At 55.8% G+C, this 23,409-nt stretch carries 24 protein-coding genes and 1 pseudogene; 14 read left to right on the forward strand and 11 right to left on the reverse strand.

The features are described 5' to 3' along the window. From E8D52_07220 to E8D52_07265, 10 genes are all read left to right on the forward strand, one after another. Positions 1-387 (forward strand): hypothetical protein, encoded by a 387-nt coding sequence (locus E8D52_07220; GenBank protein ID TKB68772.1) that lies wholly within the window; start codon positions 1-3, stop codon positions 385-387. 1 nt (position 388) lies between these two features. Next, positions 389-814 (forward strand): hypothetical protein, encoded by a 426-nt coding sequence (locus E8D52_07225; GenBank protein ID TKB68773.1) that lies wholly within the window; start codon positions 389-391, stop codon positions 812-814. Positions 815-881: 67 nt separating this feature from the next. After that, a complete protein-coding gene (locus E8D52_07230; GenBank protein TKB68774.1) occupies positions 882-1,736 on the forward strand; it encodes a TIGR00730 family Rossman fold protein in 855 nt (284 codons plus the stop codon). Beyond that, positions 1,733-3,130: an MBL fold metallo-hydrolase gene (locus E8D52_07235; protein ID TKB68775.1), complete on the forward strand. Its 1,398-nt coding sequence runs from the start codon at positions 1,733-1,735 to the stop codon at positions 3,128-3,130. The genes E8D52_07230 and E8D52_07235 overlap by 4 nt, the downstream gene beginning before the upstream one ends. After that, complete coding sequence (locus E8D52_07240) at positions 3,120-4,343, forward strand: P1 family peptidase (protein ID TKB68776.1); 1,224 nt, start codon at positions 3,120-3,122, stop codon at positions 4,341-4,343. Before E8D52_07235 ends, E8D52_07240 begins: the two co-directional genes overlap by 11 nt. A 102-nt stretch (positions 4,344-4,445) precedes the next feature. Beyond that, entirely contained in the window at positions 4,446-4,673 is a 228-nt protein-coding gene (locus E8D52_07245) for a hypothetical protein (protein ID TKB68777.1), read from the forward strand. A gap of 27 nt (positions 4,674-4,700) precedes the next feature. After that, a complete protein-coding gene (locus E8D52_07250; protein ID TKB68778.1) occupies positions 4,701-5,909 on the forward strand; it encodes a hypothetical protein in 1,209 nt (402 codons plus the stop codon). 135 nt (positions 5,910-6,044) lie between these two features. Further along, on the forward strand, positions 6,045-6,416 hold the full coding sequence (locus E8D52_07255) for an FKBP-type peptidyl-prolyl cis-trans isomerase (protein ID TKB69435.1): 372 nt from the start codon (positions 6,045-6,047) through the stop codon (positions 6,414-6,416). Between the two features lie 7 nt (positions 6,417-6,423). Continuing rightward, positions 6,424-7,536 carry a glycine cleavage system aminomethyltransferase GcvT gene (gene gcvT / locus E8D52_07260; protein TKB68779.1) on the forward strand — a complete coding sequence of 371 codons (1,113 nt, stop codon included), beginning with the start codon at positions 6,424-6,426 and terminating at the stop codon, positions 7,534-7,536. 30 nt (positions 7,537-7,566) lie between these two features. Beyond that, on the forward strand, positions 7,567-8,085 hold the full coding sequence (locus E8D52_07265) for an NUDIX hydrolase (protein ID TKB68780.1): 519 nt from the start codon (positions 7,567-7,569) through the stop codon (positions 8,083-8,085). 58 nt (positions 8,086-8,143) lie between these two features. On the opposite strand, the gene E8D52_07270 is transcribed toward E8D52_07265, so the two are convergent. Then, a complete protein-coding gene (locus tag E8D52_07270; GenBank protein TKB68781.1) occupies positions 8,144-8,380 on the reverse strand; it encodes a hypothetical protein in 237 nt (78 codons plus the stop codon). A gap of 426 nt (positions 8,381-8,806) precedes the next feature. On the opposite strand from E8D52_07270, the gene E8D52_07275 reads away from it, so the two are divergent. Together E8D52_07275 and E8D52_07280 are read left to right on the forward strand one after the other, a co-directional pair. After that, positions 8,807-9,598: an enoyl-ACP reductase gene (locus tag E8D52_07275; GenBank protein TKB68782.1), complete on the forward strand. Its 792-nt coding sequence runs from the start codon at positions 8,807-8,809 to the stop codon at positions 9,596-9,598. 31 nt (positions 9,599-9,629) lie between these two features. Further along, positions 9,630-10,286: a hypothetical protein gene (locus tag E8D52_07280; protein TKB68783.1), complete on the forward strand. Its 657-nt coding sequence runs from the start codon at positions 9,630-9,632 to the stop codon at positions 10,284-10,286. 29 nt (positions 10,287-10,315) lie between these two features. Here the strand turns inward: E8D52_07280 and E8D52_07285 are convergent, their stop codons facing one another. Continuing rightward, positions 10,316-10,732, reverse strand: coding sequence for an aminoacyl-tRNA hydrolase (locus tag E8D52_07285; protein TKB68784.1), 417 nt, complete (start codon positions 10,730-10,732; stop codon positions 10,316-10,318). A 253-nt stretch (positions 10,733-10,985) separates the two neighbouring features. Here E8D52_07285 and E8D52_07290 point away from each other — a divergent pair, with 253 nt between their 5' ends. Continuing rightward, complete coding sequence (locus tag E8D52_07290) at positions 10,986-11,747, forward strand: DUF2490 domain-containing protein (GenBank protein ID TKB68785.1); 762 nt, start codon at positions 10,986-10,988, stop codon at positions 11,745-11,747. A 116-nt stretch (positions 11,748-11,863) separates the two neighbouring features. On the opposite strand, the gene E8D52_07295 is transcribed toward E8D52_07290, so the two are convergent. The 8 genes and pseudogenes from E8D52_07295 to E8D52_07330 all read right to left on the reverse strand — a co-directional run bounded on the left by E8D52_07295 (position 11,864) and on the right by E8D52_07330 (position 22,253). Next, positions 11,864-12,088, reverse strand: coding sequence for a hypothetical protein (locus E8D52_07295; protein TKB68786.1), 225 nt, complete (start codon positions 12,086-12,088; stop codon positions 11,864-11,866). An 822-nt stretch (positions 12,089-12,910) separates the two neighbouring features. Then, a pseudogene (locus tag E8D52_07300) lies at positions 12,911-13,411 on the reverse strand (DUF4440 domain-containing protein). 302 nt (positions 13,412-13,713) lie between these two features. Further along, positions 13,714-14,238, reverse strand: a complete 525-nt coding sequence (locus tag E8D52_07305) for a hypothetical protein (protein ID TKB68787.1) — start codon at positions 14,236-14,238, stop codon at positions 13,714-13,716. Between the two features lie 85 nt (positions 14,239-14,323). After that, on the reverse strand, positions 14,324-15,310 hold the full coding sequence (locus E8D52_07310) for a hypothetical protein (GenBank protein TKB68788.1): 987 nt from the start codon (positions 15,308-15,310) through the stop codon (positions 14,324-14,326). 332 nt (positions 15,311-15,642) lie between these two features. Then, positions 15,643-15,984 carry a P-II family nitrogen regulator gene (locus E8D52_07315; GenBank protein ID TKB68789.1) on the reverse strand — a complete coding sequence of 114 codons (342 nt, stop codon included), beginning with the start codon at positions 15,982-15,984 and terminating at the stop codon, positions 15,643-15,645. A 34-nt stretch (positions 15,985-16,018) separates the two neighbouring features. Further along, positions 16,019-19,381: a DUF2309 domain-containing protein gene (locus E8D52_07320; GenBank protein ID TKB68790.1), complete on the reverse strand. Its 3,363-nt coding sequence runs from the start codon at positions 19,379-19,381 to the stop codon at positions 16,019-16,021. Further along, the gene (locus E8D52_07325; GenBank protein TKB68791.1) at positions 19,252-20,553 is read right to left on the reverse strand and encodes a hypothetical protein; all 1,302 of its coding nucleotides are present in this window, start codon (positions 20,551-20,553) and stop codon (positions 19,252-19,254) included. Before E8D52_07325 ends, E8D52_07320 begins: the two co-directional genes overlap by 130 nt. Continuing rightward, positions 20,550-22,253, reverse strand: coding sequence for an NADH-quinone oxidoreductase subunit L (locus E8D52_07330; GenBank protein ID TKB69436.1), 1,704 nt, complete (start codon positions 22,251-22,253; stop codon positions 20,550-20,552). Before E8D52_07330 ends, E8D52_07325 begins: the two co-directional genes overlap by 4 nt. 386 nt (positions 22,254-22,639) lie before the next feature. Between E8D52_07330 and E8D52_07335 the strand changes: the two genes are divergently transcribed. Next, on the forward strand, positions 22,640-22,981 hold the full coding sequence (locus E8D52_07335) for a DUF2294 domain-containing protein (GenBank protein TKB68792.1): 342 nt from the start codon (positions 22,640-22,642) through the stop codon (positions 22,979-22,981). Between the two features lie 44 nt (positions 22,982-23,025). Here E8D52_07335 and E8D52_07340 read toward each other — a convergent pair whose 3' ends face one another. Further along, complete coding sequence (locus E8D52_07340; protein TKB68793.1) at positions 23,026-23,265, reverse strand: hypothetical protein; 240 nt, start codon at positions 23,263-23,265, stop codon at positions 23,026-23,028. Between the last annotated feature and the right edge of the window lie 144 nt (positions 23,266-23,409).

The following is a 23,409-nucleotide window of genomic DNA, read 5'->3' on the forward strand; positions in this document are numbered from 1 at the left end:
ATGAAAGTTGGTCGCTGTGTGCTCGGTTTCGTTATGGCTGCATTGTTGTTTCAAGGCTGTGCCTTCAGTCGAGGGACGGTCGGAGATGACGTCAAAACCGAGATCGTCGTGGCGATTCAGAAAGGGACGACCACGAAAACAGAAGTGGTCAACCTGCTGGGCGCACCAGATCGGCTGCTTCAACTCAACGGACGGGATGTCTTTCACTATTATCGCTATGATGCGAAGGCGGGAAGCCTGCTCCTAATTCTCCTCAACTTCACGCGTCTTTCAGTGAAGAGTGATGACGTGTTTATCATCGTGAATCGTGACGGGATCGTCGAAGAGGTCATTTCATCGAAACGCACAGATAACTTGAGCTTTCGATTTTGGCCATTCGGGGAGTGACATGAAGAATGTAGGGGAAAGGGCCATTTCCTTACTGGTGGCGGTGATGGTGAGTCTGCCATTCATGGGGTGTAATGTGGCTCGCGTGACCCTCAATACCACTCTCACTCCAGAGAGCGTCGCATTTATCGTTCCGGGAAAGACGACGTTGACCGACGTTGTCACCAGGCTCGGCGCACCAGATACCATCACAGATGCTGATTCAGGGCTTGTTGCCACATACCGGTTTCTCGACGTGAAATACTCGCGGGTTAATTTTGGGTGGTTAGCGAAACCGTGGACGCCCGTGGATCCAGATTTCATCTTTTCACGGACTGGACTTGGTCTCGATGAGTTCCAAGTGTTCTGTAGTCCTAACTGGGTTGTAGTGCAGCAAGGTTTTCAACGTAGTGTCACCAGACCTCCGTTCCATCCCTATCCGTTTTAACCACACAGAATCCACCACTCCACAACGAATTGCCGCTGTTCTCCTCCGGCGGCTATAATGATAAATTATGGATCAGAAAACCACGGACCATCCACCGCAACTCGACAGTGACCGCGTATCCTCGTCCTATATCCCAGCTGATAAAGATACAGAGTTTCTCCAGCGGGATGAGCTTCGGCCCATTCGCATCGGTCTCGAACTGCTCAAGCCAGAACTCATTCAAAAGGAAGAACAGATCCAATCCACCATCGTCGTCTTTGGCAGTGCAAGATTGCAGGAGCCAACTGCTGCGAGGCAGGCACTGAAGAAGGCGGAGGAAGAAGCAGATCAGGCGCCGAACGACCTTGGCTGCCAACGCAAAGTCTCGATTGCCAAACGGCAGCTTGATCTCGCTAAGTATTATGATGTGGCCCGAGAATTTAGCCGCCTCGTCTCATCGACCTGCCAAATTGATGGCCACTGTGATTACGTGATCGTGACAGGCGGGGGTCCCGGCATCATGGAAGCAGCCAATCGTGGCGCGGCGGATGTGAACGCTAAATCGATCGGGTTAAATATTACCCTACCGCACGAGCAGTACCCGAATCCCTATATCACGCCAAGGCTGAGTTTTCAGTTCCGCTATTTCGCGATCAGAAAAATGCATTTCCTCATCCGAGCCAAGGCACTTGTCGCGTTTCCCGGAGGGTTCGGCACACTCGATGAGTTGTTCGAAACGCTCACCTTGCTCCAGACCGGGAAAACCCAGAGCGTCATCGTCGTGTTGGTCGGACGGGCCTTTTGGGAGCGGCTCATCAACTGGCAATTCCTGGTTGATTGCGGATTAATTGTACAGGCAGATCTGGGACTGTTTCACTACGCTGAAACGGCCCAGGAAGCCTGGGACCTCATCTCACGTCACAATGGAGTACCTACGATATGAAACTCTCATTCCATGGCGCTGCCCGTTCTGTCACCGGAAGCAGACATCTAGTGGAAGTGCCAGGCTTTCGAATGTTGTTGGATTGCGGAATGTTTCAAGGCCGACGAGATGAGGCGGTACGGAAAAACCGAGAACTGGGCTTCGACCCAAAATCGCTCAGCGCCGTCCTGCTGTCACACGCGCATATCGACCATTCGGGCGCGCTGCCGGTGTTGCCGCGACAGGGCTTCTCCGGGAAAGTCTACCTTACCCGAGCATCAGCCGATCTCGCGGGCATCATGCTCGAAGATTCCGCCCGCGTGCAAGAAAACGACTGCCGGTACGTGAATAAACAAGAGAAGCGGCGCGGGAGAACCTGCATTCAGCCCTTATATGACGGCAACGACGTCAGGAAAGTAGTCAAGCAGTTTGAAGGGGCACGATACGGGGATCAGCTGAAGATTGCCCCGCGCGTGGTAGCGTCGTTTCATGATGCCGGGCATATCCTGGGATCGGCAGCCGTCCGCGTGAAGTATACGGCGCGCGGGAACAGCACCACCGTCTTGTTTAGTGGCGACCTAGGGCGGTCTCACATGCCGATCCTGCGTGATCCGGAGCCGCCGCCCGCCTGCGATATTCTCATTCTGGAATCCACCTACGGCGACCGTTTGCACGAACAGGCCGGCGAGGAGATGAAAAAGAAAGCCCAGGACCTAATCGCCCACGCGCGGCTACACAAAAGCAAGATCATCGTGCCTGCCTTCGCGGTGGGCCGCACCCAAGAGCTGGTAATGCGGATTAAGGAGCTGGTGGGTGAAGGGCGCGTCGACCCCATTCCCATCTATATCGATTCGCCCTTGGCTGGTAAGGCAACAGACGTCTTCAAGCGTCACCCGGAATGTTATGACGAGGAAACGCTGAAGACCTTTTCTTCAAATAACGACGTCTTCGCCTCGCGCTACATCCACTTCGTGTCATCATCCGAGGACAGCAAGCGGCTCAATGCTATGCGGGGCCCCTGTGTCATCATCTCTTCGTCGGGGATGTGCGAGGGCGGCCGGGTCATTCACCATCTGAAACATGCCATTCAGGATGAAGCGAACGTGATCGTGTTCGTCGGCTTTCAAGCCGAACATACACTTGGGCGCAAACTCGTCGAGGGCTGGGATGTCGTGCCAATCTTTGGGGTGCCGACGAAGCGACGCGCTCAGATCGTCAAGTTCAACGGCCTGTCGGCCCATGCCGATCGCAATGATCTGTTGGCCTATGTGCGAGCAATCACCCCACGACCCAGCACCGTCTTCATCGTGCACGGAGAGGAAAAACAAGCACTCTCATTGGGTGCTGCGATCCAGGCGGAACATCCAAAGATCGATGTGCGAATTCCTCATCAGAACAGCACACATGAGGTATAAGTCTTTGCTGGTGAGATCAGTCGGCGGCGAGCGACTGACTCAGTTGCTTCTACTGTCCTGCATTGCCATCTTAATTTCTGGTTGCCTTTCCACGGCGGCTGCCGAATCGGATCAGAGCCGTCATCGTCTTCGAGATCTTGGCATCGGCATCGGGTCTTATCAGCCAGGCCCTCTGAATGCCATTACCGACGTGGCCGGCGTGAAAGTCGGTCACACGACCCTCATCCAAGGCGACGGGCCGCTCAAGCCAGGTCAGGGTCCAGTCCGTACCGGCGTGACGGTCGTGATTCCACGCGACGATGTGTGGCACAAGAAGGTGGCTGCCGGTTCCTTCGTCCTCAACGGCACGGGTGAAATGACCGGCCTCTCCTGGGTGGCGGAGTCGGGCTTTCTGGAGTATCCCATTGCACTCACGAATACGCTCAACATCCCGCGCGTGGCCAACGGTGTCATGAGCTGGATGATCAAACAATATCCGGCGATCGGCATCGAAGACGACACGCTCACGCCGGTGGTTGCCGAATGTGACGATGGACGATTGAACGATATCCAGGGCCGCCATGTGTCCGAGCAGGATGTCATCGCTGCGCTCGACGGGGCCAGCGGCGGTCCGGTGCAAGAGGGCACCGTCGGGGCCGGCACCGGGATGGTGTCCTATGGATTCAAGGGCGGCATCGGCACCTCGTCAAGAAAACTGTCCGAGAAAGAAGGCGGCTATACGATCGGTGTCTTGGTCAATGCGAACCATGGCCGCAGGCCGGAACTCCTCATCGCGGGTGTGCCGGTGGGCAAACTCTATGAGCCGCCGCCACAGATGTCTGATGTCCTCTCTCCGGGCCAGAGCGAAGGCTCCATCATCGTCATCATCGCCACCGATGCGCCACTCGACAGTCGACAACTCACACGACTCGCGAAGCGCGCCGCGCTGGGCCTTGCCCGCACCGGTTCCACCGCCCGGCACAGTAGCGGCGACTTCATGCTCGCCTTTTCAACGGCGAACGTCATTCCTCACTATCCAGCAGAATCCACATACCAGCTGACCCATCTCGCCGACACCCATCTGAATCCGCTCATCTCAGCGACAGTGGAGGCCACCGAAGAAGCGATCCTCAATGCCCTCACCATGGCCACCACCGTCACAGGCCGTGATGGGCATCGGATTGAGGCCATCGACCTGGGCCGCCTCCACACACTCCTGTCCGGTTCGCGATGAAACTGATCCACTAAATTTCTGAGCGTGTGTTGTGAGGTGAACCAAGCTTGCAAATGTGGCGACTCCCTCGCTATCCTGCCAGAGTTAACCCGGAGGAATGGTATGGCCGACTATCAGATCGGCGGCGGACTCCAGCTGCTGACGGCGGTACAAAAAACAGAAGCCTTTGCCGAGTTCCTCAAGGAGCGGATGGTGCACGCGTTGGAAACCGAGGACCCGACCGAACTGCACTACCTCCTGGCACAAGTCGACGACTACCACTCGTATCTCTGGCGATATTATAAAAAGCTCGCGCAGACCCGATCCCAGCGCATGGATCCGGGAGTCTGATCGCTAGCCGTTTACTCACGCCTACGCATGCCTGGTTTATCGTCATCTGCCCCACAGAACACGGCCTTCCGTTTTGCCAACGCCCTGGCACAAACGGGCGATACGGAAGCCGCTGCCCGGGATCTTGCCGATGCGATTCAGACGCAGCTTGGTGGTACGCCGATTGATCTCGTCTGTGTATTCTTTTCAGCCCATCATGCGGCGCGAGCTGAGGTGTTGGCGAGTATGCTGACCGAGCAGCTGTGTCCTCGATTGCTCATCGGGTGCAGTGGAGAGGGTGTGATTTCAGGAGCCGAGGAATTGGAAACGGCTCCGGCCGTGACCGTATGGGCGGCGGTGCTTCCAGGCGTTGGGCTGGACGCCTTTCAGTCAGCATTTTCACCCACGCAGGACCAGTTCCAACTCTCCGGATGGCCTCCGCCAGGGGCGGGGGATACGCCCATTCTGTTATTCGCCGATCCCTTCACGACTCCCGTTCAAGAAGTCCTTGGCCTCATCGATGAGCGATACCCTGGAGCCAAAGTCATTGGAGGACTCGCTGGGGGTGGACACGAGGCCGGCATGAATCGACTGATTCTCCATGAGCAGGTTCTCGATGGTGGGTTGGTCGGTGTCCGCCTGTCTGGACCGATTGACGTTCGCCCCATCATCTCCCAGGGATGTCGTCTAGTCGGCGAACGGTTTGTGGTCACGAAGTCGGATGGCAATCTCATCCATGAGCTTGGGGGGACACCAGCACTCGAACGCTTACAAACCGTGTTCGAAACGTTGAAGGAGGAAGACCGGGGCCGGGCCCATCGAGCCCTCCATCTCGGCATCGTGATCGATGAGCATCGGAACCGATTCGAGCGCGGCGATTTTCTCATTCGAAACCTCTTGGGGGCCGACCAAACGAGTGGGGCGATTGCGGTTGGAGAGGTGGTGCAAGAAGGACAAACGGTGCAGTTTCATCTGCGCGACGCGGAATCAGCCACGGAAGACTTGAACGTCCTGTTGGCGACCGATCGAGCCGGTCATCGGCATCCTGCTCTTGGCGCGCTCATGTTCAGCTGTTGTGGCCGAGGTCGGGGGCTGTTCGGCAGACCTCATCACGATGCCGCCGCCGCGACCGACCGACTGGGACCGATTCCGATCGCGGGGTTCTTCGCACAAGGTGAGATCGGTCCTATTGGAAACCGCAACTTCTTGCATGGCTACACGGCCAGTCTGGCGCTCTTTGCCGAACGAGATTCGTAGCCAAACTCCAGTTGACCGAACAATCTCTCCCATGCCATACAGATAAGACGAAGGAGACGCGCTATGAAATTTCTATCAATCTCATCAATGGTCATGTTGTTAGTTCTGACATCGATATTAGGAGGAGAACGCATTATGGCAGCGAGCGAAAAGGGGTCAAACGCGCAGGACATTACGACATCGTCCGGGCTCAACTACGTGGATCAGGTGGTCGGATCCGGAGACGTGGCCGTGTCTGGCAAGACGGTGAGCGTCCACTATACGGGGTGGCTGGAAAACGGTAAGAAGTTCGATAGCTCCGTCGATCGTGGACAGCCATTTTCATTTCCTCTCGGCGCTGGGCGTGTCATTAAGGGCTGGGACGAAGGGGTGCAGGGGATGAAGGTGGGAGGCAAGCGCAAACTTACCATCCCATCCAATTTAGGCTATGGACCACAAGGTGCCGGTGGTGTCATCCCACCGAATGCCACGCTGATTTTCGACGTCGAATTGCTCGGGGTGCGATAGCCCGATCATGCAGCAGACACCGCTCATCGCACAACATCGCGCCGCCGGGGCCAAGCTGGTCGACTTTGCCGGCTGGGAAATGCCCATCCAGTACAGTGGCGTGTTGGATGAGTATCACACGGTTCGGAGCAAGGCCGGCCTCTTCGATGTCAGCCACATGGGACGCATTGTCGTCACCGGCTCCGGCGCGGAGTCGTTCATCCAGCGCATGACGACCAATGATCTCGCAGCGTTGCGGCCTATGCAGGCGCAGTACTCGATGGTCTGTAACGAGCAGGGCGGCATCAAGGACGATATCTTCGTCTATCGGTTAGCGAGGGCCGGGGAATTTCTGTTGTGTGTGAATGCGTCCAATCGAGAGAAGATTGTCTCGTGGCTGACGGAGCACAGCCGGGAGGATTCTGACTGTCAGGTCTCCGACCGTTCAGCGGAGATCGCGCAAATCGCCCTGCAGGGACAAGCGGCGCGAGCGATCGTCGCAGCGGTTGGATTGCCACAGTTGGAGCAGCTCAAGCTTAGAGAATCCATAATGGCGCGAGTCGCGGATGTGGAGTGCCTGATTGCACGAACGGGCTATACCGGAGAATTCGGCTACGAGTTCTATGTCTACGGACCAGCCGGCCCCGTCTGGGACAAGCTGTTGGACACGGGCCAGTCGTTCGGGTTGAAACCGGCGGGACTCGGGGCACGGGATCTCCTGCGTCTGGAGATGGGCTATCTGCTCTACGGCAACGATATCGATGAACGCACGACACCGATCGAGGCCAGCGCGGAATGGGCTGTGCGCTTCGAGAAGGGAGACTTTATCGGCAAGCCTGTGTTGCTGACACAGAAGCAAGCGGGTGTGTCTCGCCGATTCGTGCGCTTTGAGTTACTCGAAAAAGCTGTTCCGCGCCATGGGTTCACCATCCTCTCGTCTTCGTCGCCGCAGTCGCCCATTGGAGAAGTGACCAGCGGCAATCTTTCTCCCCTTCTTCAGAAAGGGATCGGTTTGGGTTATGTGTCCACGAAGTATAGTGACGTTGGAACGGACCTCTGTATCGACATTCGAGGAAAAGCGGTTCCAGCCAAGGTGGTGAAGGCGGCATTCTATAAAAAATCGGTGAGGCGTGAAGGGTAAGGGGTGAGAAGCGAAGGAGAGTGGTCTTCTGTGACGAGAAACATCTATACCGGCAAAGTTGTGACGCTGAATGTCGACACCGTGAAATTACCGAATGGCGTGACGATTGATCTCGAGACCATCCGCCATCCAGGGGCCGCTGCAGTTGTGCCCATGAAAGACGATGGCACGGTGGTGTTGGTTCGGCAGTTCCGTCATGCGGCCGGGGGATTCATTTATGAAATTCCAGCGGGAAAACTTTCTCCTGGTGAAGACCCATTGCATTGTGCGGCACGCGAGCTGGAAGAAGAAGTCGGCTATCGCGCGTCTTCGTTTGAACTGCTCTCCAGCATCTTTACCGCACCGGGATTCGCGGATGAAGTGATCCACGTCTACAAGGCGACCGGATTGATACAAGGCAGGCAGCAACTGGATCACGACGAAGTCTTGGAGATTGTCGAGATGCCGCTGACCGCTGCGATGGAAAGAATCGTAGATGGGACGATTCGAGATAGCAAAACGATTGTTGGATTACAGGCGGTGTATATCAGAGGGCTAAAAGCAACCTGAGGGCACTCCACAAAAAGAAGTGGAAATGCCCTCAAGCCAAACCTCACTAGACGGAGTCTTACTTTCCGCCCTTATCTTTCTTCTCTTCGCCGAAGGTGTCGGCATGGCCGCCCTTCTTCTCTTCCTTCTTGTCGCCGAAGGTGTCCTCAGCTTTGCCGGCATCCTTCTTCTTTTCCTCAGCAGACACCACGACGTGGCCGCCCTTTTTCTCTTCTTTCTTCTCACCGGCGAAAGAAGGAGCGCTGAAGGTCACTGCCACTGCGACTGCCATGATTGCCATCAATAAACGCTTCATAACTTGTTACCTCCTTGAAGTTGAAAAAGTGTGTGCCGACCATTGGCACACTCACGAGATGTACTGAGCAAACTTGGTGCCGGACTCTCTTGTTTGCGTCGGTTCAACTTTGTATCAACTAATCAGCATCTTATGCGCGGTAAGGACAATGCTGGACGAGAGCGCTCCGTATTCTTCTTGTGGCGGAATAGTGTGACTTTCTACTAAACTGCCTCAGAAAAGACGCTGAGGCATTCACAACGCAATCTCGTCAATTCACAGTGACATTAAATCATGCTATCTTCCGTGCCCACTGGCAGTACGGCTCTCCTCGCTTGTGTAGCCTTTCTCGAAGCCATGGGAGTTGTCGGTGCTTCGATGAATATAAGCGAAAAGTCAGGCCTTGTACTGCTCATGAATACCCTCTAAACAAGGAGATCAGGGCCGATGTTACTCACTGGTAAAAAAGGACTCATCATCGGTGTCGCCAACAAACACAGCATCGCCTGGGCCATTGCCCAATCGGTCGCTGGCCAGGGAGCTCAGCTCCTTTTCAACTATCAAAACGAACGGCTGAAGCAAAACGTAGAGGAGCTGGCTGCCACCTTACCCGGCGCGAAAGCATTTCCATGCGATGTGAGCCACGACGGAGAGATTACGTCGCTCATGCAGCAGGTTCAGAAGGAAGTCGGCCAGATCGATTTCCTTGTCCACTCCTTGGCATTCGCTCCGCGCGAAGAACTCGCGGGTCAATTTGTGAATACGAGTCGACAGGGGTTTGCAATGGCGCTCGACATCAGCGCCTATTCGCTTGTGGCCGTCACCAGAGCCGCTATGCCGTTGATGACCGCCGGGGGCTCGATTGTCACGCTTACCTATCTGGGGAGCGAGCGCGTCGTGCCTCACTATAACGTCATGGGTGTTGCCAAAGCCGCGCTTGAAGCTACGGTCCGCTACTTGGCGTATGACCTCGGTCCACAGAATATCCGGGTGAATGCCATCTCCGCAGGGCCCATTAAGACCCTTGCCGCACGCGGGGTCTCGGGCATTTCTAAAATGGTCGATCTGCATAGGGAATTTGCGCCGCTCCGTCGTCCAACCGAACAGGGTGAGGTCGGCGACACGGCCTTGTTCCTCGTTAGCTCGTTGGGACGGGGCATTACCGGTGAGGTGATCTACGTGGATGGCGGATTCAATATTCTGGGCATGATGGCTCCCGGTGAACAGGCGAGCGCTTGACCTTCTCCAGTTGAATGGTTGAATGATGCGGATGAAAACTCTCGCACTGGCAGGTACCCTTACAAGCGGCCTGTTCTTTCTGCCGATGCCATCTTCAGCGCAAGGGTCGGGCGAGCATCTTACGGAACAAGCTCTTGAAGCATGTCATCGCGGGAGACTGGCCGTGGATCGTGCGACGCGCCTAGCCCATTTTCAACAGGGGCAGATCATGGGGGAGCGCGCGGTAGCCGTAGCTGAGGGAAGCGCCGATGCCCACTTTGCGCTATTCTGCAATCTCGGAGAATTGCTCCGTGTCGACGGAGAATCCCTCACCTCGCTCTTTGGGCTCCGCCGCATGATGAATGAGCTCAACCGAGTTCTTGAACTCGATCCAGCTCACATCGATGCGCTTTCGGCCAAAGGAACATTACTGGTGAAACTGCCGAGCCTATTGGGGGGCGATGCTGAAAAAGGAGAGGCGCTTTTGGAGCAGGTTGTGAGCCGAGCGCCGAAAGCCGTCAATGCTCGCTTATCTCTTGCCAAGGTGCGATGCGAGCATGGCCGACATCAGGAAGCCGTGACATTGGCGACTGATGCCTTAGCCCTCGCCCAACAACACAACCGACCCGACTTTATCCCTGAGGCGCGAGCAGTGCTTGAGCAGCTCCAGGCCAACGCCACCAAAGCGACCGACAAAACTCAATTCTAAAATCCTGCTGCCACTTGATCGGATCGTCATCAAGACTCATCGAGTGATTTCCGTAACGTCTTCAAGCGCCCCTGCCGTTTCTTTCCCTCAATCCGCCGATTCTGTGACCCCTTCGTTGGCTTTGTGGCTCGTCGCTTCTTGCGCGGGATGGCAACGCTCTGAATCAAAAGGCGGAGCCGCTCCAGCGCGTCCTCACGATTTCGCTCCTGTGTCCGATGTTGCTGCGCCTTGATCGTGATGACGCCGTCGGCTGATATGCGGTGATCTCGCAACTTCAACAATTCTTCTTTGTAGAACGGCGGCAGGGAAGAGGCGCGAATATCGAATTGTAAATGTATGGCCGTCGAGACTTTGTTGACATTTTGCCCACCAGCGCCTTGCGAGCGGATAGCATGAATCTCGATGTCCTGATCGGGAATAGAAACGGATGCAGAAATGGGCAGCATGAGGAGTAGCTAGCACAAACGCGCTACGGGCGCAATCCATGGCGCCAGAGGCCTCGCACTAATCACATTTTTGACTAGCGTTTCTCCGTCTAGAAAAGGTACAAGGTCTGCCGAAAGCGACGTACAGACTTGTCTGCCTTGACCAAGGGTTGTGATGAGGTGAGAAAAGCAGAAATGGAGATCGTGTTCCTTGAGAATAGGATGTGGGGTGTTCTCGAGAATATCGAACCTATGCCAGCTTGGAGGGGGAATCATGCAGTGTCCAGCAGCCAATCAACAAGCACGTCAGTGGGGGCAAGGGATTGCAATCGTGGCCTTTGCGTGGAGTCTGCTGGTGGGGGCAGAAACCTTCGCCCAGTCTACCTCGACATTCAGCCAGGACTTCCGCCTATGGTCACCCGTATTTATGACGGTGAAGCTGCCGTCATCCTTTCTTGCCTATATGGAAGTCAACCCACGCTTCGCCGATCTGGATGAGGCCGGCCATATCGATCAGCTGATCCTTCGCCCCGCGCTCGGCTATCAACTGACGGAGAATCTCTCGATCTGGCAGGGCTATGCCTGGGTCGGCAACTTTAATCAGAGGCATACGCCTCCACAGTCGCCGTTCTTCGATGAAAGTCGCATCTATCAGCAAGTGCTCTATAAACGAAAGTTCGACTCCTTCACGATCACCAGTCGTACGCGCCTTGAGGAACGTTGGATTGAGCACGTGGACGGCACTGCCGTCCGGTTCCGCACGATGTTGCGGGGGCAGTATCCACTACCCATGGCCCCAGAATGGGCTCTTGTCGGATATGAGGAAATCTTTGTCAACCTGAACACAGTCGGCGCGCGAGGACCCCAGGCCGGCTTCGACCAAAACCGGGTCTTTGTCGGGATCAACCGGACGTTTTCGAAGTATGTCAATCTGGACGTGGGCTACCAAAATCAGCTCCTCAACAGCCGGTCGATTCCCGACCTGGCCAACCAGATGAACCATATGGTTCTGCTGCAGTTGTTTATCAATCTGTAAGAGAGCACGGCACAGATCGCTCTGGCTATGACTTTCAACACAATGGGGATGGGTGGGGGAGTGAGAGAACCAGGATGCTGGCTTTCGTGGCTCTCTACCCTCGACGAGTAGGCCGCTTACTGGAGCTCCGGCAGGCGGTCGATGATGCGAAGTCGCAAGTCGTTCCCGAGTCGGATCTGCACCATCTTGCTGGCGAGCTTCTCTCGGATCTGTCGCATATCCTCCGGAGTGAATTGCAATTCCCCTCCACATCGATCAACGAGATAATAGACAAGCAGGGACGTCAGGTAGTGAACTTCCTCATCGCTGGCATGCTGGCTCAAATTTAAGAATTGCGACATAGTAGAGGCTGGTCGTGACCAATGCCTGTCACTTATCGCTGAGACGACCGGGCTTCCACAATGCCTCAAATGTAGGGGTGTGGCCTCATTCTCATGACCTCAGAGCCTCCTTCTCAATTTATTGTAGGGCCAGGCCATCGTGTGATGGTGCAGTGGGTGTACGCTGAAGCACGATCACATGAGTAGCTGTGGGGGAAACTGTTCTAATGGTATCTACACCGCCGTCACCGGCTTCAAGTGGTAGGTCCACCTGACGCCAGTGATGCGGCACTGGGATAGAGGGCTAGCAGAGGGTCAGAAGGTTAGGAAGAATCACCCATCAATAGATCGGTCATTTCCGTCCTCGCGTTTCTTTCCGTAAAAACCCCTGGCCTATTCAGGCTACTCCTTCGGTGGAACCGCCGATGAATGATGGCTGGTGATCAACCATTGTTTACCGTCCCACTTGTACGTAAAGGTGTAGCGGGCTCTCACCGCCGCACCGGTTTTCTGAAACCTGAAGGTGTAGAGTCCCGTGTCGATCGCCGTGTTGCAATCGATCTCGATGTCACGCGAGTCAATGCTCCCCACTGGGCGGTTCTCGAGAAAATGGTGGAAGTAGTCCTCTTTGTCGACGGCCGTGAATCGCGGTCGGCTCGAGACGGTCGGCAACAAGAGGGACGTTGGGGCATAATTAGATGCGACCTTGTGAACATTCCCGGTTTGGAGTGCGCCATTCCAGCGGTCGAATAAGGCGGCGATCTGTTCCTCGCTCGCTTCCACACACTCCTCCGCGTGTTGCGCAACAACCTGATGGATGTGAGTCGGAGGCGCGTCCACCGTGGGCAGCGCAGACGAATGGTGGCTGGTGATTAGCCACTGCTTGCCATCCCACTTGTAGGTGAACGTGTACCGGGCCTTCACAGCGGCGCCTGTTTTCTGAAAGGTGAAGGTGTAGAGCCCTGTGTCAATGGCTGAATTATAATCGATCTCGATCTCGCGCGAGTCCTGAGAGTCGATGTGTCCTACTGGTTGGTTCTCCAGAAAATGATGAAAATAGTCCTCTTTGTCGTAGGCCGTGAGTCGAGGGCGGCTCGACACCGTCGGCAGCAAGACGGACTTTGGCGCGTAGTTGGCAGAAACCTTGTGAGCTTCGCCGGTCTGGAGGGATGCATTCCAGCGATGAAACAAGGCCGCAATATCTTCTTCAGTGGCCGCCACACATACTTCGGAGTGCTTTGGAACCGCGTGGTTAAATTTATGAAGCGTGTCGACTTTGGGTTTCTCCGCGCAGCTCATTATGGAGACAGCGAGAAAAGCAACAAGCAATGAGAATGCCTTCATGAACGATTCCCCCTTATGTTAGGACTGATCACCCACACACAATATGGAGACACCTGAAGCGAAAGATATGGGAAACGGGTCGGTTGGAAATGAAGCAAGAAATGCGAGCGGGACTATAGTCTCCCGTGAGCAGCGCTCGCAATAAACCCAAATGGCCCTAGTAATAGGTCAGATCTATTCGATGAAGACGAAGCACCGACTAGTCGCACGGTTTCACTAGGGGAGACGAGAAAAATAGAGGCAGTTCTTTACCTGGCTGATGTGGTGAATGATGGGATGGGATCGGTGGGGTCTGTAGAAGCTTACGGAGCCCATTCCTTCTTACCATCAGCAAGCATGGCGTCTTGAAGTAACTTGTCGACCGTTTGCTGGGCGACACGACTTGTCACGGTTTGGTGCAGCTTGAAGAAACCTTTTTCATACTCGTGTGTCCAGATAGGCTGCTTCGTCTTTGACTCAAGCAATTGAAAATGTCCGACTCCTAAGTAATGTGTATCCAGGTCACCCTCCAACCCGTAGAATCCCTCCATGCCATGGTACCATTTCTCGAACCCAGCTAATCCTGTCAGGACAGCATCGGCCTGTTGTGGAGAGTCGACGACGGAAAAACGGCCTGATTTAGCCAATCCTGCACTAATCTCGTCACTGACAATGTCGGAGCCCTCGATAAGATCAGCGTCCTTTTCCTTCCCAAGGTCCTCGATGTAGATAGATTTGACGGAAGCCAAGCGGGTAAGGTCATGTACGACCGGAGGAGGTACGCCAGGGGTACTCTGGCAAGCGGCGAGAAGACCGCACAAAATCAAGATAGGAACTATTCTGATCATGGGTTGTCCCCTGGATGAACTATTTTCCTAGACTTTACACCCAATCGCCAGATTAAGGCCACCACCGATCAAGCCTGGGCAGGACTCAGAACCGGTAGAGAACGCCAAGACCCACGTTCGTATTGTGGTGCTGCGCACGCTCATGATCGGTGTGCAGGTTGCGGTTCGCCCGCTGGACCGTGAGCGTCAGAGCCGTATTGTCCGTGAGTTGATACAAAAGACGCCCGCTTCCCAGGAAGATGTTCTCGCCTCCCAGAAAATGATGATGGTCCTCGGGTATCCCGCTGGTAAAGTTGTTGCGTTCATAATGAAAGTCCAACTCCAATTCCAGATGCTCCGTCAAATCAGCTTCGAGGGCGACCGACGCGAAATGTTGGACGTAGGAACCATCGTCATGAAGCTCTGGATTATGTCGACCCTCCGCCAACCCCCGCTCGTACTGATAGCCGACCACCACTCGCGCATGGTGCGTCATATGCCAAACCAAGCGTGGTCCGATCGCCCACAAGAACGTGTCTCGTTCAGCAAAAGGCTCGTTGAAACGCCGAATTCCGGCGCGTCCATATAATTGGACTTCAAAATGTTCGGAAAGACGTTTGTCAAATCTGACCGCTCCGATATGCGAGGTGACCCGCGCATCTTGTAACCCAGTAAGACCCTCACGCTCCACCTCGGTCTGTCCCAGCAACTGATCGGGGGCCGTAAAAAACCGCAACCGGATGGCGGTGCCGGGGTTGAAGGCATGAGCCCCTTCTAAATAAATACCGGTCTGACTGAATTCAGGATTGACGGCGTAGACAAATCCTCTGGCTTTGATAGTGAACGCCGTCTGGCCCCAGGAATTGGGGATAAACTTCATCACGCGGAGGTTGGGTTCGAACACCATGTCTTTGCCATGTCCGAAGGCCGAAGTATCCAAAACCGGTTGCGATGGATCGCCATCGAGGCTTGATCGGCGTGTGGCTGAAAAGAGAGTGGCATTGTCGGTGTAGAACAACGACCCGCCTCCGGTCGCGGACCATTCGGCCAAGACGAGGGATGGCGCGCTCAGCAGCAAAAGGCCCGCTACCATTAGCTTTACGAAAAATAAGCGATTTCGGAACCCGGAAAAAATGGGCGATAAGAAATGTGACATTGTTAAATAAAGTTCGAGCTAAATCAGCTTACTGGTGAGGACCTGGCAGGGCTACCTAAATTACCTTGAACGCCCACCTACCGTTGTACCCCAAACAGTATCGCCTGATCGCGAATCAGCCGTCTTCTCCCTGACGAGTCCACCTCAGGCGCTAAAATTTCGGCAACTGTACAGTTAGCCTTATTCAATTTGCAAGGGATATTTATGGCTCATGTACAAAACGAACCGACGGGTCAATGATGCCCTCACGGCTGATAGAGAGCCAGGAGTCAGGGTTTCGCGCCCTTCTTTCCGAAGTATTCCTGTCGGCCGACGGCGACATCGGCGACATACATGAAACCGGAATGCCGTTCGAAGAGGGGGCGAAGGCCGGCAAGAATCGGCTCGACCTTTTCTTCCGGAACGACCGTGAGGATCATCTCGAGGCTTTCTTGCTCGCTGAACATGAAATGCGCCTCCCGCACACCATGATGTCCCTTTCCAGAAATATTGCCGATGATCGTGTATCCGGAGGCCTGGACTCGGTCCAACAGCTCGGTCACGAATGCACGATGCTCACCCGCGAGGATCACACGAACTTCTTTCATTGGATGCAAACTTGCCCTGCCCATCAAGACTCTCCTTTCCGGTGCCCGGTTCTTCCGGTCACGAAATCAGTGATGCCACGTTTGATGCGTCTTGTAAGATGCGAGTCCATTCTCCACTGGGTCGATATCGATACCAGGTCCTGTCCTCTGGATCGAGCACGATGAGATGGACCCACTCGTTGTGATAATAGTGCTGAAGCACTTCGTGTCGGGCAATCAATTTCTCAATTCCCTTCCGTGGGGCTTCAACCATCGTCAATAAACGCATCGGCTCGTGGTACGGCATCTCGCCGTTCATGACCGTCTGTCTGGCCAATCCAAGCCGGAGATCGCCCCAAGGGCCGGACATAATGCCGAACCGGCCCACCACGTTATGGTAGATCTTGCTGCTACTGCCATACACCTCGTTATCGACGGTGGAGAAATAATGTTCCATGTTGATCCATTGCGCCACAACCTGGGGCGCGGTAAGCAGCACCTCGAGGAAGCGATGGCTGGGATCTTCTTGATAGTCATACGAATGCATGAACACACGTCCCTTGAGATCTAGGCCTTTTGTCAACCCACGGCGAGCCACCAAGAAGGTGGTGTTGCTTGAGAGCCCCCACTCTGGACGGACCTGACTCCAGTCGACACTTCGCTGGCATACATGGGCTGAAGCTTGCGAGTCAGTGAGGGCCGGTAGGAGTTCAGGGAATCGGCCGCACCGCTCTCGGCTGGCTAGCTGCGCGGCTTCTTTCAAATCTTCCTGCAGTCTCGCTAAGTCGGCGCGATGGGTGGGGGGCACATCTTCGAGGTCAAAAAGTTGTACGGCGTCGGTCGTCGTATCCATCTGTCCCGCAAGGAAATGCGTGTCGGATGGAATGTCAACGCCGGTCTTCCTCAGCCGATCTCGGACAAGATGATTGTTGGCCATCATGGCCAGCACACGCGCATTGGGTTTGCCTTCATTGCCTCCACAGGCTCCGCAATCGAGGGCCGACTCATAGGGATTATTCTCCGACGTGCTGCCGTGGGCGCAGAACAGGACCAGGCGGGCAAAGTTCTTGGTCAGCCCCATCATCCGCAGCGCAGTGTCGACAGTCAGCGTCTGTTCCTCCAGCGTAAACCCGGTTCTCGTTAGGCGTTCCTTGTATCGCGACGAAGCCCGTGGATTCAGGTCGTACTCTCGCTGCAAGGCCATGACGAAGGCGTCGAGTGCCTCTGTCTTCACGCCCACGCTCTCGGCTTCTGCGAGGAACAACGCGTCCTGTGGATGGGTCTCTTGAAGGGCCCGCTGTCGGAGTCCTTCAATGAGCGACGGCGTCATCCTGGCACTGCGCAATCCGAGGCGTTCCTGAAGCGCCCTCCGAATTAGTTCCTGTTGTTCGACCTTGAGCATCTCTCCAGTCTCGCTGGGTGACAGCTTGTCGACGGTGAGCGTCGTCGGGAGTAAGGGCACGAACTGTTGCCGAAACCAATTCGCAATCTGCCGGTAGAGAGATGGAAGGAGCGTCTTCCCGAAGATCGGAAGGCTGTAAAACCAACCAACCGATTCGACCATCACGTACGGTGTGATGACGTTTTCTTTCAGGTCATGCAGCAGTGTGTGCCCGGCATGGACCCACTTGGCCCAGGCCTGGTGCTTTGACACCTGGTGATCGAGGTAGCTGCGAGGTATTTCACGAACTTCATTTTTTGCGCGCATGATGACCGGGAACTGTTCGGTGTCATGTTCCGTTCCCCACGCTCGGTAGCGGATGAAGGCGGCGAAGAAACCGGCAAAGCCGAAGGTCTCATGTGGCCCGACTGTTTCGAGGTAGCGACGAAACGGTTCCGACCGCACATCGATGCAGTAGACCGATTGAGAGTAGGGGCGAATAGGAGCGGCTGTATCCATCCTTCCTGCCCGAAGTCGGGAGGCGTCGATGAGTTGTCCGATCAGAGGGTCATGATAGCCAGCCTCAAAGGCCTTCAGCCAGATTGGTCCATGGTCAGACTCCGGAAAGGCGTCGATCCATTCCATGGCTTGTTTGAGTTCATAAGCCGGGCTCTCCGCCAGCTGCTCACCTTCAATGCCCAGTGATCGGCCCAGCGTGAGGAGCCGACGTGCGGCACCACGCCGACTCGCAGCCTGCTGTCGGGGAACAACGTCGGTGCGGTAGCGGGCAAGCACCGTGCTCCAGCTTTGCCCCTTCCGATGAGCCAACCGATCAACTTCTTCGGCGTACAGGGCAGGCAAGTGGCCGGCGATCCGCTGTCGCCGCAGATAGTATTCTTCCGAATAGTCGCGCATGTACGCGGTGATGTCTTCGAATCGTCCCTGAATGTCCAGATAGTCTCGACAGGCCGCCTGCACGAGCTCTCGCGCATACCACAAGCGGATGGCCAGGAATTTCACCAGACCCACGGGGTGGGCTTGCTGCCACGGATAGTCTCGTTCCTCACCGCGCCATTTAATAAAGCCAGCCCAGCCAGGCAGGGCGGTCAATTGCAGCGACAAATAATCTTGCCGCAGTTCAACCGGAATGCCCAACATCTCTAAGCTCTCCAGCAGCACGTCTTCTGGATAATCGGGCAGCGCGGCGATCTTGCGCCGACTGTCGGCAATACCGAGCAGCGACCATTCTTGACTCGCCAGGCGCTTCCAGGCCTGGTAGAGACCTCCCTCACGATCGGGCATGGCCCAGGCGGCATGTCCCTCGTCGAGAAAGGCTGAGCACCACTTGATCATTTGGTCATTGATGCTCTGCACGATCGTGGTGCCGAGGGTGTCGTCACACCAGTGAGACAATGTCAGCCACCGACAAAGCGAGGACTGATTGTCAGTCACGACTTTTCGGATTCGCTCGTCCAGAGAAGAAGTCTCAAGGACGCGTTCCAATTGGCGCGCAATGCGCTCAATTACATCCCTGTCGGGATCTTCCAGCTGATCATCGAGCGGCTCGCGTGCCGGCGAACAGAGTCCTTCTGTCAGACAGGCTCGCAACACGTCACCATGCGTGACCGTTCGCAAGCCGAGAGCGATCTGCTGATCCCCCGTTAGCGGCTGCAGGGCGGCATCCATATGCTCGGGGCGGACTCGACCGGAGGTCACGTAGGCTCGATACAGGTCGCTCGGGAGATAGCCGTCGCCGTTCAGAAACTGCTTGCCGCGTCGGACGGTCTCCTCAAAGGGAAGGTATTCCAGGCTGTGGAGTGGATTGTGGTGAACGAAGGTCCGCATCGGCCAGTACTGCGCGATGACTTCGCCGGCGAGTCGAACCACGCCGCGCAATTCCATTCGTCTCGATTCAAGGTCCATCACATCGTTCACCGTTGCCATATGATGCCTCGAGAGAACGAGTCGGTCGGTTGTGTTGCCATGGTGGATGCAAACCAGTCGTTCGGGGCCAGTCCGAGCAGCGCCAATACCAAAATCGTGGCGACGAGTGCTCCCCATTCGCCCGGGACGACGTCGTGATGCCGTATGTCACTCCGTCTCACGCCGAATAACAGCCGTTGGACGGCGCTCATGATGTACCAGGAGGCGGCCAGCCAGGCCGAAAGAATGATGAGGAGACCGAGCAGTGAAGGGATCGGTGAATGGAGCAGCAACCCCATCAAGCCTGCGAACACCCCGAAGGGTGGAAGGCCCATGGCCGCCAGCGCGAGCAGCGACAGCAGGACGCCATAGCTCGGCATGGACGAAGCCAACCCGCTGATTGAGAGTGGATCCACATCATCCCCGTATCGTGTCCGGATGATTTGCCAGGCGATGAGCAATCCGCACGTGGCGAGACTGATTGCTGCAACGAGTACGGCTGCGCGTGAGGTCGCCATGTGCGACATAGCGGCAAACCACCAGAGCACCGAGAAGAAGGAGAGACTGCCGTAGGATAACATCAGTCGAACGCGTGTTTGTGCCAGCGCCTTAACTGCCCCATAGAGGGCGCCGGCCAAGGCAAAGAGGCTGACGAGACCGGTGATGGTGATAGGTATGGTCGGAAGTATCGCGACCATGAAGTGCAGGCCCACGGAAGGGAGAAGAACCGCAGCAAAAGACGGGAGGTTGCCCGGCAGGCGCGTGAGCGCCGTCAGATACCCGGTATGGAACGGCAGGAGTGGGATGAGGACCACACAGGTCAGGAAGGCGGCTGAGGATGCTATCGGGGGATCGGTGAACGCGGTCATGATCACGCCCAAGCTGGCGAGGCCGAAGAGGCCAATGCCCCACCAGGAAATCGGCCACAGCGTCGTGTGATGGCGGACGAGCAAGCTGATCGTGGTCGCCAATAGGGCCAACAAGAAGAAATGAGCGACCACACCGTGATGGACGATGACACCGATTCCAAGTCCTAGGCAAACCAAAGTCATCAGCCAGGACAGACGGTGGTCCCGATGAACTGGTTGTCCTAGTAGTGAGATGGCGGCAGCTATCGGGAGGAGATACAGCAGCAAGGGACCTTCCGGCACGGCCACACCCGACGCCGCAATCGGGGCTAAGCTGAGGACGGACCAGAGCAGGCAGGATGTCTTGAGTTGGTGTGGGTCTCGACAGAATATTCGACCGGCCAGTGCGCCCATCAGTGGCACAGCAGTCGAGAGCCAGGGGAAAAGGTCGTGGCCCGTCATCGCGACCACCCCTGTTCCTGCTTATCGATCCAATGGACCACTCGCATAATGGCGCGTCCGGCGCGAGCGTACAATTCGTCTACATAGAGTCGGTTCATGAGAGCCACGTAGAGTCGATTGCGAATACGATCGATCCAGGTCGGCATCCACACACGTCGCCCATGGGCTTTCATATAGAGGTAACACCAGCCGAGCATCGTCAGCCCGGTGGAACCGACGAGGATGAGGTCGAACAACCAGTCGGGAAGGTCCGCCGCTTTAAAATAAGACGCCACTTCCGCGGGGTTCGGATAGAGGAAGGCCGTGAACGACTCGACGGCAAACAGATAGATGAAGATGACGAACAGCAAAGTCACCAACATGGTCGACGAGACTTTCCAGGATGCGACCGCCCGCAGTCGTGTGAGCGTCAAAATCGCTTGCGACGACGTGATCCAGATGAAGAAGAGGATGATGACAGTCCCCTGTGATTCCAAGAGCGGAATATGCAGGACGCCATGTGTCACCAGCAGAATGAGCAGCGGGATGACCAGCGTCGTCGCGAACCCGGTTGACCAGGTGAGTCTGGAAAGTTGTCCCTCCTCATGATGCACCTGGTCGTGTTTCGTGTGGGGAAAGTGCGGCTCCAAACGGGCTTTCTGAATGACGTTTCCACAATTCAAGAACACCGTGGCCTTGAAGAGACCGTGAGCGATCAGATGGAACACAGCCAGTGAGAAGGCGCCCAATCCGCACTCCATGATCATGTAGCCCATTTGGCCGATCGTCGAAAGCCCGAGCGTCTTTTTGATGTCATTCTGCACCAGCATCATGGAGGCGCCGATGACCGCCGTCGCGGTACCGATCACAAAGGCCACATGCAGGGTGGTGGAACTCATGCCGAAGAGCGGCGCCAACCGATTAATCAAGAACCCGCCCGCATTGATGATGCCGGCATGCAGGAGGCCATGTACGGGGGTCGGGGCAAATAGCGAACTTGGTAACCACAAGTGGAGCGGGAACTGGACGGACTTGCCCATGGCCCCCACGAACATCAGTAACGTAATGGCCGTGGCGGCATCGATGTCCATGCCGGGCCAGAGCGCAACCGTCGTGCGCGAGGCGGTCGCGCGTGCAAACAAGTCCGGCAGCTCGAGTGTACCGTACACTTGGTAGGCGAGGATGATTCCCATCAGCAAGGCCATGTCGGCAAGGCGCAGGACAGTAAACGTCTTATACGCGCCCTCAAGGGTCGGGGTGTGGCTATGATTATGGGCCAGGAGGTAAAGCAGATAGCTCAGTAACTGCCAAAATAAAAACAGCATCATGAGATTCGAGCTCGACACCATGCAGATCAGCACAAAGTCCGTGAAACAGATCAACGCCAGATATCGGCGGTAGTGGGGGTCCTGATACATGTAGTTCGTGGAATAGGAATAGATGATCAGGCTCACGGCTGAAATCAGCGTCATCATGACCCCGCTCAGCCGGTCGATATAGAAGCCAACGGGAATGGTCAATGAAGCGGCCGTAGCCGGGTTATAGAACCGGATGGATATCGGGCCGGAGGTTGTGACGAAGTAAAGCGTGGTAGCTGACCCGATACAGGCTATCCCTATCAGCCAAGCGGCAATCTTCGCGTGAGCATAACGAGTCGCGTCCTCGGCACAGAGCACGACCAGTGCGGCTACAAGCGGGAGAAAGGGGACAAGCAGGAACACCCAGGTCAACACACGATCGCCTCTTAGAATAAAAAAGCCAACCGCAGTAGGACGATGCAAAATCGTCCCAGACGGTTGGCTTGTACTGCGACCGGCCTCTCATGCGAACTGCCTGTCGCCCTACGGCCCAATGAGGGAAGAACCAGGCGTTCTGCCTATCCACAAGAAATTGTGAGGATGGACAGCATTGCCGTATTAGTAAATGCGGCACCATGAATAATACGGTTCGGAGGACAACGTCAAGGTTCATCTCAAGCATTGGGTCTCTCAACCATCAGAAGCCTGGGTCCTCAAAACCCAACTATCAGCCGGCGATGAAGAAGAAAGTGCCAAGACAACCCTTGTTCGGCTCATTATGCGACACTATAATCGACCGGGAAGAACGTATGGAAAACGCGATACGCAACGCGATTATCAAGTTTGAGCAGGAGTTTCTTGGGCGAGGGCCCGATGAGGTCCGAGCCTTTGTCGTGCGGGATTTGGTTGTGGCTCGGCTCAAGGGTGTGTTGACCCCAGCCGAACGGCAGCTGGCGAAAACCACAGAAGGCGTCGAGATGGTGAAGCGACTTCGGCAGAATTTGATCGCACAAGGTCGTGACAAGCTCTGTGAGCAAGTCAGCGAGATCACGGGAGCCAAAATTCTGGGGCTCTTCACGGATATCGATGTGCAACTCGGAGAGCGGGTCTTCGTCTTTACGATGGATCGAGAGCTTCAGCATGGGAGATAACGAGTGCGCCGCTGACTCTTGTGAAAACCGGCGGCAAAGACGATTCAGAAATCATGCCCGGCGTAGTTCGCATGGGTTCCAAGCCAACGCCCTTTCATAAGTTCTGACAAAGAGGCTTCTCTCTTCATCTCTTTCGCCGCTTTCTCGGCATCGTCGACGCCGTAGCCAACCTGTCGGACAGAAGGCAGCCGCTCGATCTGCTGAAAAAAGTAAGCCGGACCGGTTCGTGGCCGCACGAGCATGCCACGGATTGGATTGGGTCTCCGCTGATACGCCGGAGCCACGAACGATCAGGGTGCAGCCGAATACCATTGCATGGGCAAGCGGGCATCAGATTCTTCGTGCGGCCGAAGTGGGCCGCGCATGAACGTCGAAACTGTCACCCGAATCGACATTCATCAGGTTCAGGCTGGCAAGTACTCAATCGT

It is taken from the genome of Nitrospira sp. (assembly GCA_005116745.1).
Taxonomy (GTDB): Bacteria; Nitrospirota; Nitrospiria; order Nitrospirales; family Nitrospiraceae; genus Nitrospira_D.